Origin of the sequence: Phenylobacterium sp. LjRoot219, from assembly GCF_964252995.1 — a bacterium.
Taxonomy (GTDB): Bacteria; Pseudomonadota; Alphaproteobacteria; order Caulobacterales; family Caulobacteraceae; genus Phenylobacterium.
This window is the reverse complement of record NZ_CAXUQI020000001.1, coordinates 1,379,725-1,393,090: the sequence shown is the minus strand read 5'-3', so window position 1 is coordinate 1,393,090 and position 13,366 is coordinate 1,379,725. Positions and strand designations below refer to the sequence as shown.

Annotated in this window: 14 protein-coding genes and 1 tRNA gene; 9 read left to right on the top strand and 6 right to left on the bottom strand. The window is 71.5% G+C overall.

Translation table 11 applies throughout. The features are described from left to right. The first annotated feature begins 53 nt into the window (after window positions 1-53). Window positions 54-129 (top strand) — tRNA-Thr (locus ACSQ14_RS06845). Between the two features lie 146 nt (window positions 130-275). Here ACSQ14_RS06845 and ACSQ14_RS06840 read toward each other — a convergent pair. Continuing rightward, complete coding sequence (locus tag ACSQ14_RS06840; protein ID WP_436011028.1) at window positions 276-920, bottom strand: TetR/AcrR family transcriptional regulator; 645 nt, start codon at window positions 918-920, stop codon at window positions 276-278. 111 nt (window positions 921-1,031) lie between these two features. On the opposite strand from ACSQ14_RS06840, the gene ACSQ14_RS06835 reads away from it, so the two are divergent. After that, window positions 1,032-1,649 carry a trimeric intracellular cation channel family protein gene (locus ACSQ14_RS06835; RefSeq protein ID WP_436011027.1) on the top strand — a complete coding sequence of 206 codons (618 nt, stop codon included), beginning with the start codon at window positions 1,032-1,034 and terminating at the stop codon, window positions 1,647-1,649. Window positions 1,650-1,670: 21 nt separating this feature from the next. Here ACSQ14_RS06835 and rnk read toward each other — a convergent pair whose 3' ends face one another. After that, complete coding sequence (gene rnk, locus ACSQ14_RS06830) at window positions 1,671-2,081, bottom strand: nucleoside diphosphate kinase regulator (protein WP_436011026.1); 411 nt, start codon at window positions 2,079-2,081, stop codon at window positions 1,671-1,673. Window positions 2,082-2,454: 373 nt separating this feature from the next. Here rnk and ACSQ14_RS06825 point away from each other — a divergent pair, with 373 nt between their 5' ends. After that, window positions 2,455-2,775, top strand: a complete 321-nt coding sequence (locus ACSQ14_RS06825; RefSeq protein ID WP_436011025.1) for a DMT family transporter — start codon at window positions 2,455-2,457, stop codon at window positions 2,773-2,775. Between the two features lie 45 nt (window positions 2,776-2,820). Here the strand turns inward: ACSQ14_RS06825 and ACSQ14_RS06820 are convergent, their stop codons facing one another. Together ACSQ14_RS06820 and ybaL are read right to left on the bottom strand one after the other, a co-directional pair. Further along, the gene (locus ACSQ14_RS06820) at window positions 2,821-3,924 is read right to left on the bottom strand and encodes a S1C family serine protease (protein ID WP_436011024.1); all 1,104 of its coding nucleotides are present in this window, start codon (window positions 3,922-3,924) and stop codon (window positions 2,821-2,823) included. Between the two features lie 103 nt (window positions 3,925-4,027). Beyond that, the gene (ybaL, locus tag ACSQ14_RS06815; RefSeq protein WP_436011023.1) at window positions 4,028-5,716 is read right to left on the bottom strand and encodes a YbaL family putative K(+) efflux transporter; all 1,689 of its coding nucleotides are present in this window, start codon (window positions 5,714-5,716) and stop codon (window positions 4,028-4,030) included. 104 nt (window positions 5,717-5,820) lie between these two features. On the opposite strand from ybaL, the gene ACSQ14_RS06810 reads away from it, so the two are divergent. Together ACSQ14_RS06810 and ACSQ14_RS06805 are read left to right on the top strand one after the other, a co-directional pair. Continuing rightward, window positions 5,821-6,927, top strand: coding sequence for a tetratricopeptide repeat protein (locus tag ACSQ14_RS06810; protein WP_436011021.1), 1,107 nt, complete (start codon window positions 5,821-5,823; stop codon window positions 6,925-6,927). 73 nt (window positions 6,928-7,000) lie between these two features. Continuing rightward, window positions 7,001-7,498, top strand: coding sequence for a c-type cytochrome (locus ACSQ14_RS06805; protein WP_436011019.1), 498 nt, complete (start codon window positions 7,001-7,003; stop codon window positions 7,496-7,498). Window positions 7,499-7,709: 211 nt separating this feature from the next. On the opposite strand, the gene glpK is transcribed toward ACSQ14_RS06805, so the two are convergent. Then, on the bottom strand, window positions 7,710-9,206 hold the full coding sequence (gene glpK / locus ACSQ14_RS06800) for a glycerol kinase GlpK (protein ID WP_436011017.1): 1,497 nt from the start codon (window positions 9,204-9,206) through the stop codon (window positions 7,710-7,712). Window positions 9,207-9,401: 195 nt separating this feature from the next. On the opposite strand from glpK, the gene ACSQ14_RS06795 reads away from it, so the two are divergent. From ACSQ14_RS06795 to ACSQ14_RS06780, 4 genes are all read left to right on the top strand, one after another. After that, complete coding sequence (locus ACSQ14_RS06795; RefSeq protein ID WP_436011015.1) at window positions 9,402-10,415, top strand: DUF2336 domain-containing protein; 1,014 nt, start codon at window positions 9,402-9,404, stop codon at window positions 10,413-10,415. A gap of 101 nt (window positions 10,416-10,516) precedes the next feature. Continuing rightward, complete coding sequence (locus tag ACSQ14_RS06790; RefSeq protein WP_436011013.1) at window positions 10,517-10,720, top strand: hypothetical protein; 204 nt, start codon at window positions 10,517-10,519, stop codon at window positions 10,718-10,720. Window positions 10,721-10,818: 98 nt separating this feature from the next. Beyond that, window positions 10,819-11,601 carry an NAD kinase gene (locus ACSQ14_RS06785; RefSeq protein WP_436011011.1) on the top strand — a complete coding sequence of 261 codons (783 nt, stop codon included), beginning with the start codon at window positions 10,819-10,821 and terminating at the stop codon, window positions 11,599-11,601. A gap of 77 nt (window positions 11,602-11,678) precedes the next feature. Continuing rightward, window positions 11,679-12,170: an Hpt domain-containing protein gene (locus ACSQ14_RS06780; protein ID WP_436011009.1), complete on the top strand. Its 492-nt coding sequence runs from the start codon at window positions 11,679-11,681 to the stop codon at window positions 12,168-12,170. A 1-nt stretch (window position 12,171) separates the two neighbouring features. Here ACSQ14_RS06780 and ACSQ14_RS06775 read toward each other — a convergent pair whose 3' ends face one another. Further along, entirely contained in the window at window positions 12,172-13,317 is a 1,146-nt protein-coding gene (locus ACSQ14_RS06775) for a DUF2336 domain-containing protein (RefSeq protein ID WP_436011007.1), read from the bottom strand. Window positions 13,318-13,366: the final 49 nt, after the last annotated feature.

Here is a 13,366-nt window from a genome sequence, read left to right as displayed (position 1 = left end):
ATCCCTGCCCGCCCGATCGGGGTCCGGCCGCCGCGCCGCGACCGCGTCAAAGCGCCGGATTAGCTCAGCTGGTAGAGCAGCGGTTTTGTAAACCGAAGGTCGCGGGTTCGAGTCCTGCATCCGGCACCATCCCCTCAGCCGCACCGCTCTGCCCCCGCCGCGCGGGCAAAGAAAAACCCGGCCGCCTTGCGGGCGGGCCGGGTCTAGTCATGGCAACAGGGTAGGACATTGTGTCACGGCGCGCAGAACGCAAGCGGCGCCGCGCGCGGATGAATTCACGTTTCTTGTGTCAGGCCGGCTGGCAACGGGCTGGCGGGGGCGTCGCCGGTCTCCTCGAACTGGCGCAGGCAGAGCTCGACCAGCGCCTCGGTCTCGGCATGGCCGAGGGAGATGCCGAGCGTCGTCTCGCTGGCCAGCACGCTGGAGAGGCTGACCATCAGCACGCTGGCGACGACCGGCTGGATCCTCGGCTCGATGCCGCGCGCCGCCAGGTGGCGCTCCAGCGCCTCCATCTGCATGCGGCGGAACTGCTCGGCGTAGCGGGCGATCTCGGCGCGGACCGCCTCCGAGCGCTGGGCCAGCGCGGTGAACTCCGCCGTGAAGCTGGTGCCGCGCGGATCGCGGATGATGTCCCACAGGGCCCGCAGCGGCCGCGGCGCCTGTAGCGCCGCCGACAGCCGCTCCAGGTTCTCCTCGGCCCCGCGGCGGAAGACCGCCAGGTAGAGCTCGTCCATGCCGCGGAAATAGTAGTGCACCAGCTGCGGCTTCAGCCCGGCCTTGGCGGCGACGCGGCGCGAGGTCACCGCGCTATAGCCCTCGTCGCGCATCAGCGCCTCAGCGGCGTCGATCAGCGCCGCCCGCGTCGCCGAGCTCGCCGCCCCGAGCTTGCGGGAGGTCCACGCGTTTTCCCCTTCGGCCATGCCGGCAAAACCTTTCTGCTGCGATCCAGACAGGATGCGCCTGCGCTTATACCCTGAGAGTCGCCCCGCCGAGCGATCCTTGGGGCGGGCTGCCTCCAAGGACCGCGCGCGATGTCGAGCCTCCAACTTGCAACCGTCGCGCTGGACCACGCCGCGGTGTTCGTGTTCGCCGCGACCGGCGCGCTGGCCGCCGCCGAGCGCCGCCACGACCTGGTCACCTTCGGCTTCTTCGCGGCGATCACCGGGGTCGGCGGCGGCACGCTGCGCGACCTGCTGATCGGCGCGCCGGTGTTCTGGATCCACCGCCCGGCCTACCTGATCACCTGCCTCGCGGCGGCGCTGACGATCTGGATCTTCGGCGGCGGACGGCGGCGCGAGCAGCTGCTGATCTGGCTCGATGCGCTGGGGCTGTCGGCCTATGCGGTGTTCGGCGCGGCCAAGGCGCTGTCGTTCGACGTCGGCCCGCTGCCGGCCATCGTCATGGGGGTGATGACGGCGACCGTCGGCGGGATCCTGCGCGACGTCATCGCCCAGCACCCCTCGGTGCTGCTGCGCCGCGAGGTCTACGTCACCGCGGCGCTGGCCGGCGCGACGACCTTCGTGCTGCTGACCGGGCTGGGCCTGGCCGTGCTGCCGGCCGGCCTGGCCGGATTCTGCGCCGCGTTCGGCGTCCGTTCCGGCGCCATCGTGTTCGGCTGGACGCTGCCCGGCTTCCGCCCGAAGGCGTAGCCGGCCGCGCCCCGCCGCGCCTCAGGCCGCGGCGCGCTCAACACGCAGCACCTTCAGCGTCCGCTTGTGGCCGTCGCGGTCGGGCCAGAGGATCGACTGGCCGGCGGTCAGCCCGATCAGGCCGGCGCCGATCGGCGTCAGCACCGAGACCCGGCCGGCGCTGATGTCCGCCTCGGCCGGATAGACCAGCTGCACGAGCCGCGAGCGGCCGTGCGTCTCGTCGACGAACTCCACCGTCGCGTTCATGCCGACCACGTCGGCCGGCACCAGGTGGTCGGGGCGCACCTGCGCGCGCTCGATCTCGTCGAGCAGCAGGCCGGCGGCCTCCGGCGCGCTGGCCTCCTTCTGCATGGCCAGGGCGCTCAGCCGCTGGGCGTCGGTTTCGCTGAGAATGATGCGGGGACGCGCAGACGCGCGGGCCGTGCTGGTCACGGGAATACCTCCGGTAAATGTCGTGGAGCGGCGCGCCTTAGGGCGCCGCGATCAGGTTCAGGGTTCGGTTCTTAGGAACGCGCTGCTGAGGAACGCGTCGGCCCCGGCCCCGTGCGGCGCGATGCAGGCCGCGCACAGGAGTCCGGGGCTAGGAGCCTGCTTGCAGGCTGCCGCCATGGTGGTGGAATCGCCGAAATGCCGGGCGAACGAACATCACGCCATTCCGGCGCCTTGCGCCGCCCTTGTCAAATCGCCCCGTCACGCCCTTGATTTAGGCGCCCGGTGAGCTATTTCCAAGCATCGAGGCCACGCCCTCCCCCGCGTCTGCGGGTCTGAAGTCCGGGACGGCCCGGCGCTCAGAGGAGGACGCGCAGTGGCGTGGATATCCCTTGTCATCGCCGGGATCCTGGAAGTGGTCTGGGCCTATTTGATGAAACAATCCTATGGGTTCACCCGGATTGTTCCGACGATCGCCTGCATCGTGACGATGATCGCCAGCTTCGGCCTGCTGGCCTTCGCCATGCGCACCCTGCCGCTCGGCGCGTCCTACATGATCTGGACCGGGATCGGCGCGGTGGGCGCCTTTTTAGCGGGCATCGCCTGGATGGGCGAGCCGGCCAATTTGCCGCGCATCGCCGCAGCCCTGCTGATCGTCAGCGGGCTGGCGCTGATGAAGCTGAGCCATTCGGCGTAAGCCCGCGAAGTCCCGGTCCGGCCGCGCCGGACTGGGAGCTTGGCCTCAGCCCTGCTGGTCGGGGCGGCGGTCGACCCGCACGGTCACCGGGACCCGCCGGCCCTCGCGCATCACGTCCAGCGCCAGGTCGACGTTCGGCTGGGTGTTGGCGACCCGGCGCATCAGGTCGCCGGCGCTGGCGATCGGTTGGCCGCCGACCCCGGTGACGATGTCGCCGGGCCGCAGCCGGCCGGCCGCCGGACCGCCGCTGGCCACCTCGACGACCACCGCGCCGCGCTGGCCGCGCGCGCCCATCCGGATCGCCAGCGCCGGCGTCAGGTCCTGCACGCCGACCCCGACATAGCCGCGCATCACCCGCCCGGACTTGATCAGCTGGTCGGTGACCGACTGCGCCACCTCGGCGGGAATGGCGAAGCCGATGCCGACCGAGCCGCCGCTCGGCGACAGGATCGCCGTGTTGACGCCGACCACCCGGCCCTGGAGATCGAACGACGGCCCGCCGGAATTGCCGCTGTTGATCGGGGCGTCGATCTGCAGAAAGCTGACGTAGCCCTCGCCGATCTCGCGGCCGTGGGCCGAGACGATGCCGGCGGTGGCGGTGCCGCCGAGGCCATAGGGATTGCCCACCGCCACGACCCAGTCGCCGACCTGCGGCGTCGCCGCCTGGGCGAAGCTGACGTGGGGCAGATCCCGCCCCTCGACCTTCAGGACCGCCAGGTCGGTGGGCGGATCGCGCCCGACCAGCCGCGCCGGCAGCTGGCGGCCGTCGGCCAGGCTGACGACGATCTCGCGCGCGCCTTCGACCACATGGTTGTTGGTCACCACGAAGCCGTCCGGCGAGATAATGAAGCCGGAGCCCGCACCGCGGCGCACCGGCACGGCCCCCATGCCCGGCAGCAGGCCCTCCGGCGGGCCCTCGGTGAACTGGCTGGGCGCGCCGCCGACCGTCAGGGTGTCGATCGAGACCACCGCCGGCGACACCTGTTTGACGATCGGGGCGAAGGAGCTGGGCGCTGCGCCGCCCGCCGCGACGACGGCGGCCGCGGGCTTTCCCGTCGCGGGTTTCTGGGCGCCCTCGCGCCGTTCGCAGCCGGCGAGCCCGCCGGCCACGGCGAGGCTGAGGGTGAGGATCGCTAGACGGCGCGGCATGGGGCCTCCGGGAGACGCTCTCGACACACCACAACGCACAGCGAGGCCGTACGCACCGTCCTGTGCTGGGTCTGACGTCGCCCTCCGCGCGGCGGTCGCGGAATCAGGCCGCGGCGCTGGTTGCGCGAACGTCGGAGATCATCAGCCGGGCGATTTCCTGCTCGCCCATGATCACCCGGTCCGCGCCGCTCTTCAGGATGTGCTCGAGCTCGCTGTCGAGATGGGCGCGGGCGACGATCCGCAGGGCCGGGTTCATCTCGCGCGCCCGGGCGACGATCTCGCCGGCCTCGAGGCCGTTCGGCACGGCGACCAGCAGGCTGGTCGCCTGGGCGACCCCGGCGGCCTCCAGCACCTCGGCGCGCGCGGCGTTGCCGAGGATCGCCGTGTGGCCGGTCCGACGCAGGTCCTCGACCCGCTCTAGGTCGGTCTCGACGATGACCGTCGGCACGCGTTCCTCGGCCAGGGAGTCGACCACCCGCTTGCCGACCCGGCCATAGCCGACCACCAGCACATGGCCGGCGCCGGCCACCCGGTGCGGCGCAGCCACGTCCTCGGCGACCACGCCCGCCTCCAGCTCGGCCGCGGCGAGCCGGCGCAGGCGTTGCGTCCGCAGCCAGTCGGCGAGCGCGAACACCAGCGGGTTGACGAGGATCGAGAGGATCGAGCCCGCCAGCACCAAGTCGCGGCCGGCCTCCGGCAGCACGCCGAGGCTCAGGCCCAGGGTGACCAGGATGAAGGAGAACTCGCCGATCTGCGCCAGGCTGGCGGAGATCAGCACCGCCGTGTCGCTGGGATAGCGGAACGCCTTGACGATGACGAAGGCGGCCACCGACTTGCCGACGACGATGATCGCCAGCGTCGCCAGCACCGCCAGCGGCTCGCGCAGCAGCACCGAGGGGTCGAACAGCATCCCCACCGAGACGAAGAACAGGACGGCGAAGGCGTCGCGCAGCGGCAGGGTGTCTTCGGCCGCCTTATGGCTGAGCTCGGACTCCTTGAGGATCATTCCGGCCAGGAAGGCCCCCAGCGCGAACGAGACGTCGAACAGGACCGCCGCGCCGTAGGCGATGCCGATGCCGATCGCCAGCACCGCCAGGGTGAACAGCTCGCGCGAGCCGATGCCGGCGACCCGCGCCAGCAGCCACGGGATCAGCCGGCGGCCGACGATGAACATCAGCGCGACGAAGGCGATCAGCTTGCCGAAGGTCAGGCCCAGCGACACCAGCAGGCTGTCGCCGCCCGCCGGATCGGCGACCGCGGCCCCGCCCGGCAGCACCCGGGCCAGGACCGGCAGCAGCACCAGCGCCACGACCATCGCCAGGTCCTCGACGATCAGCCAGCCGACGGCGATGTGGCCGCTGCGGGTGTCGAGCAGCTGGCGCTCCTCCATGGCGCGCAGCAGCACCACCGTGCTGGCCACCGACAGCGCCAGGCCGAAGATCAGGCCGCCGGCGATCGACCAGCCCATCATCCAGGCCAGCCCCATGCCCAGCAGGGTCGCCACCGCGATCTGCGCCACCGCGCCCGGCAGGGCGATGCTCTGCACCTTCATCAGGTCGCGATAGGAGAAGTGCAGGCCGACGCCGAACATCAGCAGGATCACGCCGATCTCCGCGAGTTCGGCGGCGAGGTCGCCGTCGGCGACGAAGCCCGGCGTGAACGGCCCGACGACCACCCCGGCCATCAGATAACCGACGATCGGCGGCAGCCGCAGCCGGCTGGCCGCGAGGCCGAAAAGGAAGGCGACAAGGAAGCCCAGCGCGATGGTCGCAATCAGCGGCGTGTGGTGCATGCCGTTTCGTAGCAAGCGCCGGCCCCAGCGTCTGCGCTGGTGTCGTGGAAAACGCCCTCGCCGCGCCGCTGACTCCGCCGCGCAAAGCCGCTAATGCGCAGGTCATGTCCGCTCTTCCCGCTCCCGCCGCGCCGCCCCCCTGGGTTGAGATCCTGCTCCGGGACGCCGACGACGCGTACGCCGCCGGCCGTCACGCCCTGGCGCTGGCGATCCACCGCCGCGTCGCGGCCGCCGCGCCCGACCACGCCGCCGCGGCGCAGCGGCTGGGGGCCATGCTGAACGCCCAGGGGCTGTACGCCGAGGCGGAGACGGCGCTGCGCCGCGCCGTCACGCTCGCTCCGCAAGATCCTGGCGCGCGCTACGCCCTGGCGGTGGCGCTGCTTGGCCAGGGCCGCTTCGCGGCGGCCGCCGACTTCTATCGGGCCCGCTTCGAGCTGCCGCAGCTACGGCGTCAGAAACCGGTCGGCCTGCGCTACCCGGAGTGGGCCGGCGGGGACCTCTCGGGCAAGCGGCTGGTGGTCTTTCCGGAGGCCGGCCTCGGCGACCAGATCCAGTTCGCCCGCTTCGCCGCCCAGCTTCGCGACCAGGGCGCGGAGGTGTGGCTGCTTTGCGCGCCGCCGCTCGCGCGGCTGTTCGCCACCAGCCTGCCCGGCGTGCAGGTCCGCGCCGCCCAGGGCGACCTCCAGCTCCCCGATCCCGACTACTGGACGACCAGCGGCGCGCTGATGTTCGGCGCCGGGACCGAGCTCGCCACCCTGCCCGCGGCGCCCTATCTGCGCCCGCCGGCGGTGACCCTGCCGGTGCCGCCTGGGCTCAAGATCGGGCTGATGACCGCCAGCGATCCGGGCGCCGGCGACGGCGGCTCGTTGCCGCCGGCGGAGGCCGAGCGCCTGCGCGCGGGGCTGCCCGGCGAGGTGTATGACCTGTCGCCGACCGCAACCGGCGCGCGCGACTTCGCCGACACCGCCGCCTTGATCGCCGCGCTCGACCTGGTGGTGACGGTCGACGGCGCGGTGGCGCAGCTGGCCGGCGCGCTCGGCAAGCGCGCCTTCGTGCTGCTGCCCCGCGCCGACGTCGATTGGTGCTGGGCGCCCGGGCACGAGGACAGCCCCTGGCACCCCAGCCTGCGGCTCTACCGCGCCGACCCGCAGGACGGCTGGGGCCCGACGCTGGACCGGCTGCTGCGCGACGCCCAGACAGCGGCGAACTAGCTCGGCCGCAGGCTTGCCTCGCCCGCCAATCCGGGCCAAGTCCGCGCCACGACTTTCCTGAAGGAGCTTCCGCATGCGCCGCCTGGTCGTCACCGCCATCGTCCTCAGCCTCGGGGCGGTCGTCGCCGGCTGCGGCAAGTCCTCGAGCTCGGGCGATGGTCAGGCCGCAGCGCCGACGCCCGCCGTCCCCGCGCCGACGCCGGAACAGATGAAGGCGACCCTGGCCACGCTGCCGGCGCCCTACAACACCGCCGACCTGGCGAACGGCCAGGCCAAGTTCGCGCTCTGCGCCTCGTGCCACACCATCACGCCCGGCGGCCCGAACATGACCGGCCCCAACCTGTTCGGCATCATGGGCCACAAGGCCGGCGTGCACGCCAACTACAACTATTCCGCGGCGCTGAAGGACTCCGGCTGGGTCTGGGAGCCGGCCAAGCTCGACCACTGGCTGGAGAACCCGCGCACCACCCTGCCCGGCACCAAGATGAGCTTCATCGGCCTGCGCGACCCCAAGGACCGGACCGACGTGATCGCCTACCTGATGGTGAACAGCCCGGCCCCGGCGCCGTAACCACTACCGATAGAAGCGGCCCTCAAAACAACAACCTTGACGCGCATTGCGGGCAGGCGCATCCTCGCCTGGTCGAGACGCTTCCATCTGTCCCGACCCCTTCTCCCGCCGGCGTCCCCCAAGGCCGGCGTGGCGGCGCCGGCGGATACTGGACCCATCTGCCGGCCCTGCCCCTCCCACTAGGCCTTCCCGCCGTTGGGAAGGCCTTTTCTTAGGTGGTTCTCACCCGCGCCACGGCGTCCAACCACCGGGCATAGAGCGCCTCACGGCGATGCAGGTCGAACTCCGGGGCGAAGTGCTCAGTCTCCGGCCGCGAGCGGGCGGCGGCCTCGAGGTCCAGGTGCAGGCCGGCGCCGAGGCCGGCGAACAGCGCCGCGCCGAGCGCCGTGGTTTCCTGGTAGAGCGCCCGGCGGACGTGCACCCCGGTCAGATCGGCGAGCCGCTGGCCGAAGCCGGCGCTGCGCGACATGCCGCCGGCGACGCGCAACTCCACCTGTCCCTGGAAGGCCTGCGGCGCGTCGGCGCGCATCGCCTCGATCAGGTCGCGCGTCTGCAGCGCGGAGGCGTCGAAGCAGGCCTGGGCGATCTCCGGCAGGCCGGCGTCACGGGTCAGGCCGAACAGCGCGCCGCGCGCGTCGGGGTCCCACCAGGGCGCGCCCAGGCCGGTGAAGGCCGGCACCAGCAGCACCCCGTGATCGCGCCGCGCCTGCGCCGCCAGCCGCTCCACGCCCTGGGGTCCGTCCGGCACGCCCAAGGCCTCGTTCATCCACTGGATCGCCGCGCCGGCGATGAAGATCGCCCCCTCGAGCGCGTAGGTGACCCGGCCGCCGACGCGCGCCGCCACGGTGGTCAGCAGCCGGGCGTTGGACACCGGCGCGCTCTCGCCGGTGTTCAGCAGCAGGAAGCAGCCGGTGCCGTAGGTGGCCTTCATCTCGCCTGGGCGGATGCACCCCTGGCCCATCAGCGCCGCCTGCTGGTCGCCGGCCACGCCGCGGATCGGGATCGCCCGGCCGAACAGCTCCGGCGCGGTCTCGCCGTAGTCGTCGGCGCAGTCCAGGACCCGTGGCAGCATCGCCAGCGGCACGCCGAGCAGCGCGGCCATTTGCTCCGACCAGGCCTGGGCGCGGATGTCGAACAGCAGGGTGCGCGAGGCGTTGGTGGCGTCGGTGGCGTGCACCCGGCCGGCGGTCAGCTTCCAGATCAGCCAGCTGTCGATCGTGCCGGCGAGCAGCTCGCCGGCCGCCGCGCGGGCCCGGGCGCCGGGAACGTGGTCGAGCAGCCAGCCGATCTTGGTGCCTGAGAAATAGGGATCGAGCAGCAAGCCGGTGACCGCGGTCACCTCCGGTTCGTGCCCCTCCAGGCGCAGCCGCTCGCAGGCCTCGGCGGTCCGCCGGTCCTGCCAGACAATGGCCGGATGGATCGGCCGTCCGGTGGCGCGGTCCCAGATGACCACCGTCTCGCGCTGGTTGCTGATGCCGATGGCGACGACGTCGCTCATCGCGCGGCCGGCCTTGGCCACGACCTCGCGCATCACCGCGACCGAGAACTCGAAGATCTCCTCCGGATCGTGCTCGACCCAGCCGTCCTGCGGGTAGGCCTGCCGGAGCGGCCGGCCGACTTCCGCCAGCGGGCGGCCCTTGTGGTCGAACAGGATGGCGCGAGTGCTGGTCGTGCCCTCGTCCAGCGCCAGGATCAGCGGCTCCGCCATACGCTCACCATCCCCTTGCCCAGGTTCGGCCACAAGCCCGAACGCGGCTTAAGTATGTTTTCATCTGGCTCGCCGAAAAAGAGTGTCCAGGCTCCACCACTCAGAAAGAGGGGGATCGGGCTTTTGGCCTCGATCGAAAGCCAAGAACGGCTTGTCCATCTCGCTCGCAGCCGCGCACCAGCGGACCGCGACCGATTGCTGCTCGCGCTCCCCGACCTCTGCCAGGTCGGCGGCGCCGCCGCGCATCCGGCGGCCGAAGAGCTGCTGTCGTCCATCTTCCTCAACCTCGTGGTCGAGGCCGAGCGCGACATGCGCCGACGGCTCTCCGAGAAACTCGCGAAGGCCGAGTGGGCGCCGCCCGCGCTGATCAACGTCCTGGCCCTCGACGACATCGAGGTCGCCCGCCCGATCATCGCCGCGAGCCCGGTGCTGCAGGACGAGGACCTGGTGCGCCTGCTGCTGGAAGCCACCATCGAGCACCAGATCGAAGTCGCCCGCCGCCCGTGCCTCGGCCGGCCGGTGGTCGCCGCCATCCTGCGCCAGGGCGAGCCGGCCGTGCTGACCGCGCTCGCCGGCAACCCGACGGCGGACCTCAGCGAAGACCACATGCGCGAACTGGTGGCCGAGGCCCGCCGGGTCGCCGCCCTGCGCGCGCCGCTGGCCAACCATCCGAAGCTCACCAGCGAACTGGCGCTGCAGCTCTACGTCTGGCTCGGCCAGGCCATGCGCCAGGCGCTGACCGATCGCTTCCGGCTCGACCCCGTCGCGCTGGAGGCGGCGATCGCCGAGACGGTGCGCGAAGCGCACGGCGGCGTGCGCCCGATGGACGACGGCGTGGTCGTGGTGGCCCGCGAGGGCGAACGCGAGGAAATGGAGCGGCGGCTGGTCGACAAGCTGCACGGCGCCGGCCAGCTGCGCCCTGGCTATCTGGTCCGCGCGCTGCGCGAAGGCCGCCTCAGCCTGTTCGCCGCAGCCCTGGCGAAGCTGGGCGACGTCAGCCTGGATCAAGTCCACGCGGCGCTGGACGCCGACACGCCCGAGGCGCTGCAGCGCGCCTGCGCCGACGTCGGCATCGATCGCAGCGCCTTTCCGACCATCCTGCAGTTGGTGCGCGGCCTGAACGCCGGGCGTCCGCAGAACGCCGCCGAGGCGCCGCGCGCGGCGCCCAGGCCGGTGACCTTCGTGATGCGCGCCGGCGCGCGGCGCTGACTGATCACGAATATTTCGTTGGCCACGCGACAGACTCAAGCGCGGCTCTGGCGTAGGGTGAATTAACCCCGGCTTCGGGCAGTCAGCCGAGACCTCGCGCCATGCCCATCTACACCTTCTATCCCTGCCGGTCGGACGGATCGTCCCCCACGTTTGAGGCTTTCGACCTGCTCGGCGACGACGAGGTCCTGCCCCGCGCGCGTCATCTCCTCGACGAACACCCCACCTGCGCCTTCGTGACGGTGTGGCAGGGCGACCGCGAAGTCCTGACCCTGCCGCGGGCCGTCCACGCGAACAGCCGCTGAGGCGCAAGCGCCGCCGAATTCCGCCGGCGCGATAGGCGCCGAGACGCCGACGCCGGCGTTTGACAAGTTCCGCGGCTTGCCCGCTTCGTGAACCGCCGATGTTCAAAGCCGAACCCTTCGTAACTCGTATCGCCTTCGTCGCCAGCGACCGGCCCGAAGCCCAGGAGGCGCGCGCCAATCTGGCCTCGCGCTATGGCGACGCCGCGCGCGATGAAGCCCAGGTGATCGTCGCCCTCGGTGGCGACGGCTTCATGCTGGAAACGCTCCACGCCCAGATCGAGAGCCGCACGCCGATCTACGGCATGAACTGGGGCACGCTCGGCTTCCTGATGAACGAATACAGCGAAGAGGGCCTGCTGGAGCGGATCAACGCCGCCGAGCGGACGGTGGTGCATCCGCTGCGGATGGTCGCCGCCGACGTGCACGGCGGAGTGCATCGCGGGCTGGCGTTCAACGAGGTCTCGCTGCTCCGCCAGACGCGCCAGACCGCCAAGCTGCGGATCTCGATCGACGGCAAGGTGCGGCTGTCCGAACTGTCCTGCGACGGGGCGCTGGTCTCCACCCCCGCCGGCTCGACGGCCTACAACCTCTCGGCCCACGGGCCGATCATCCCGCTCGACGCCCAGGTGCTGGCGCTGACCCCGATCAGCGCCTTCCGGCCGCGGCGCTGGCGCGGCGCGCTGCTGCGCCACATGGCCAAGGTGAAGTTCGAGATCCTCGAGGCGGAGAAGCGGCCGGTCAGCGCCGTGGCCGACAACTTCGAAGTCCGCGACGTGCTGGAAGTCCACGTCTCGGAAGACCGCGACCTGGCCCTGACGATGTTGTTCGACGCCGGCCGGAGCCTGGAAGAACGCGTGCTCGCAGAACAGTTTTCTTCGTAAGTACTTCCGGTTGCACGCTGCACCGGTTGTTAACTGCCAAGCCGGTACCTTCGCCGTGAGCGGCAGGAGGCGGCTTCGTGAGCGAGCAGAATAGCGGTCAGATCATCCACGTGCCGAACACCCTTCGGCTCAAGGTCGGCGGCGCCAGCCGGCTGGGCGCGCTTGACCCCTCCGCGATCGCCAAGGCCGAAGCTGCGCTGAAGAGCCTGTCCGGCAACTTCGCCCAGTGGCTGCAGGACGAAATCACCAAGCTGGAAGCCGCCCGCCAGGCGATCCGCACCGACGGCATGACGCCGGCGACGGTGGAGTCGCTCTATCTGCGCGCCCACGATTTGAAGGGCCTCGGCACCACCTACGGCTTTCCGCTGATCACCCGCATCGCCGCCTCGCTGTGCGTGCTGATCGACGACGCCGAAAAGCGCACCCGCGCGCCGATGGCCTTGGTCGACGCCCACATCGACGCGATCCGCGCCGCAGTCCGCGACGACATCAAGACCGACGAGCATCCGGTCGGCCGCGTGCTGGCCGAAGAGCTGGAAGCCCGCGTCGCCGAAGCCCTGGTCGACTGAGCTAGGCGTTCACCGCGGCGGCCTCGAACCGCAGCGCGTCGGAGACCTGGTCCATCTTCTCCAGCAGATAGTCGACGTCCTCGCGGGCGGCCGGCTGCGGCTGGGTGAGGAACCGCTGCAGCATCTTTTCCTGGAAGCGCTCCTTGTCGTGGGCGCCGCCGTCGAACTCGACGGAGTGGAAGGTGTCGACCGCCAGCCGGAACGCCGGATAGAGCCGCGCCGGCAGCCCGGCGCGCTCGTAGATCGCCCGCAGGCCGAGCGGCCCGGCGTCATGGATCATCAGCCAGGTGCGGTGGTGCGGCACGCCGGCCAGTTCGGCGATCCCCCACTCGAAGAAGGTCATGTTGCCGTTCACGAGGCCGCGCAGCAGCAGCGACGCCGACAGCCGCTGGCTCTCGACGAGGTGGGCGACGAAGGCCTTCATGTCGGCGGCGCGGCCGGCCTGATCGACCAGGTCGACGCTCGCCCGCTCGGCGGAATCCAGCGCCAGCTGCAGCGCCGTCTCCGGCGCGACCGCGTAGCGGTTGATCAGGTGCTCGCGGACCTCGTCGCTGACCAGCTGGATCAGCCGCTCGGTGATCGCCAGCGGCAGGGTCTGGCGATAGGCGACGGCGGCCAGCACCCGCTCCGAGGTCTCGAACCGCTCGACGACCGTCTGCAGCCCGCGCTCGGAGAACTGCACCGCGTCGTTGGCGCAGGCCGTGACCACCGCGCGCTCAGCGCCCAGCTCGGCCAGCGCATCAGCCACCTGCGGCGACAGTTTCGGCCGCTTGGCGATGGCGACCTGCCGCACCGGCCCGCCCAGTCGGACGATCTCCGCGAGATCCTCGTCGGTGAACACTGGCGAGAAGCTCAGCAGCGGCAGCGCCACGCCCTCGACGTCGCGAGCCAGCTTCAGCGCCACGTCGCGCGGCAACAGCGGGGATTTCTTCAGGGTGACGGCCAGCGCCCGGCGCACCAGTTCGGCGGCGTCGGCCGCCATGATCCGCAGGATCTCGCCGGCCAGCGTCCGGTCCGCGTCGGACAGCGACTCGGTCTCGATCGTGCGACAGAGCTTATGGGCGGCGGCTGCGCGCTCGTCCGGCGTCGCGCCCTTCACCAGGACGCGGATATCGTCCTGGGTCAACGCAGACCGCGTAGTCGCCATGCCTCCAACGCCCCTTCACTTGCAGGATTCAGAATCCCACGAGTCGAGC

Bases quoted from the DNA above. Each gene is read 5' to 3' on its own strand.
- ACSQ14_RS06840 (WP_436011028.1), bottom strand. From the start codon at position 920: ATGGCCGAAGGGGAAAACGCGTGGACCTCCCGCAAGCTCGGGGCGGCG.
- ACSQ14_RS06835 (WP_436011027.1), top strand. From the start codon at position 1,032: ATGTCGAGCCTCCAACTTGCAACCGTCGCGCTGGACCACGCCGCGGTG.
- ACSQ14_RS06820 (WP_436011024.1), bottom strand. From the start codon at position 3,924: ATGCCGCGCCGTCTAGCGATCCTCACCCTCAGCCTCGCCGTGGCCGGC.
- ybaL (WP_436011023.1), bottom strand. From the start codon at position 5,716: ATGCACCACACGCCGCTGATTGCGACCATCGCGCTGGGCTTCCTTGTC.
- ACSQ14_RS06810 (WP_436011021.1), top strand. From the start codon at position 5,821: ATGTCCGCTCTTCCCGCTCCCGCCGCGCCGCCCCCCTGGGTTGAGATC.
- ACSQ14_RS06805 (WP_436011019.1), top strand. From the start codon at position 7,001: ATGCGCCGCCTGGTCGTCACCGCCATCGTCCTCAGCCTCGGGGCGGTC.
- glpK (WP_436011017.1), bottom strand. From the start codon at position 9,206: ATGGCGGAGCCGCTGATCCTGGCGCTGGACGAGGGCACGACCAGCACT.
- ACSQ14_RS06790 (WP_436011013.1), top strand. From the start codon at position 10,517: ATGCCCATCTACACCTTCTATCCCTGCCGGTCGGACGGATCGTCCCCC.
- ACSQ14_RS06785 (WP_436011011.1), top strand. From the start codon at position 10,819: ATGTTCAAAGCCGAACCCTTCGTAACTCGTATCGCCTTCGTCGCCAGC.
- ACSQ14_RS06775 (WP_436011007.1), bottom strand. From the start codon at position 13,317: ATGGCGACTACGCGGTCTGCGTTGACCCAGGACGATATCCGCGTCCTG.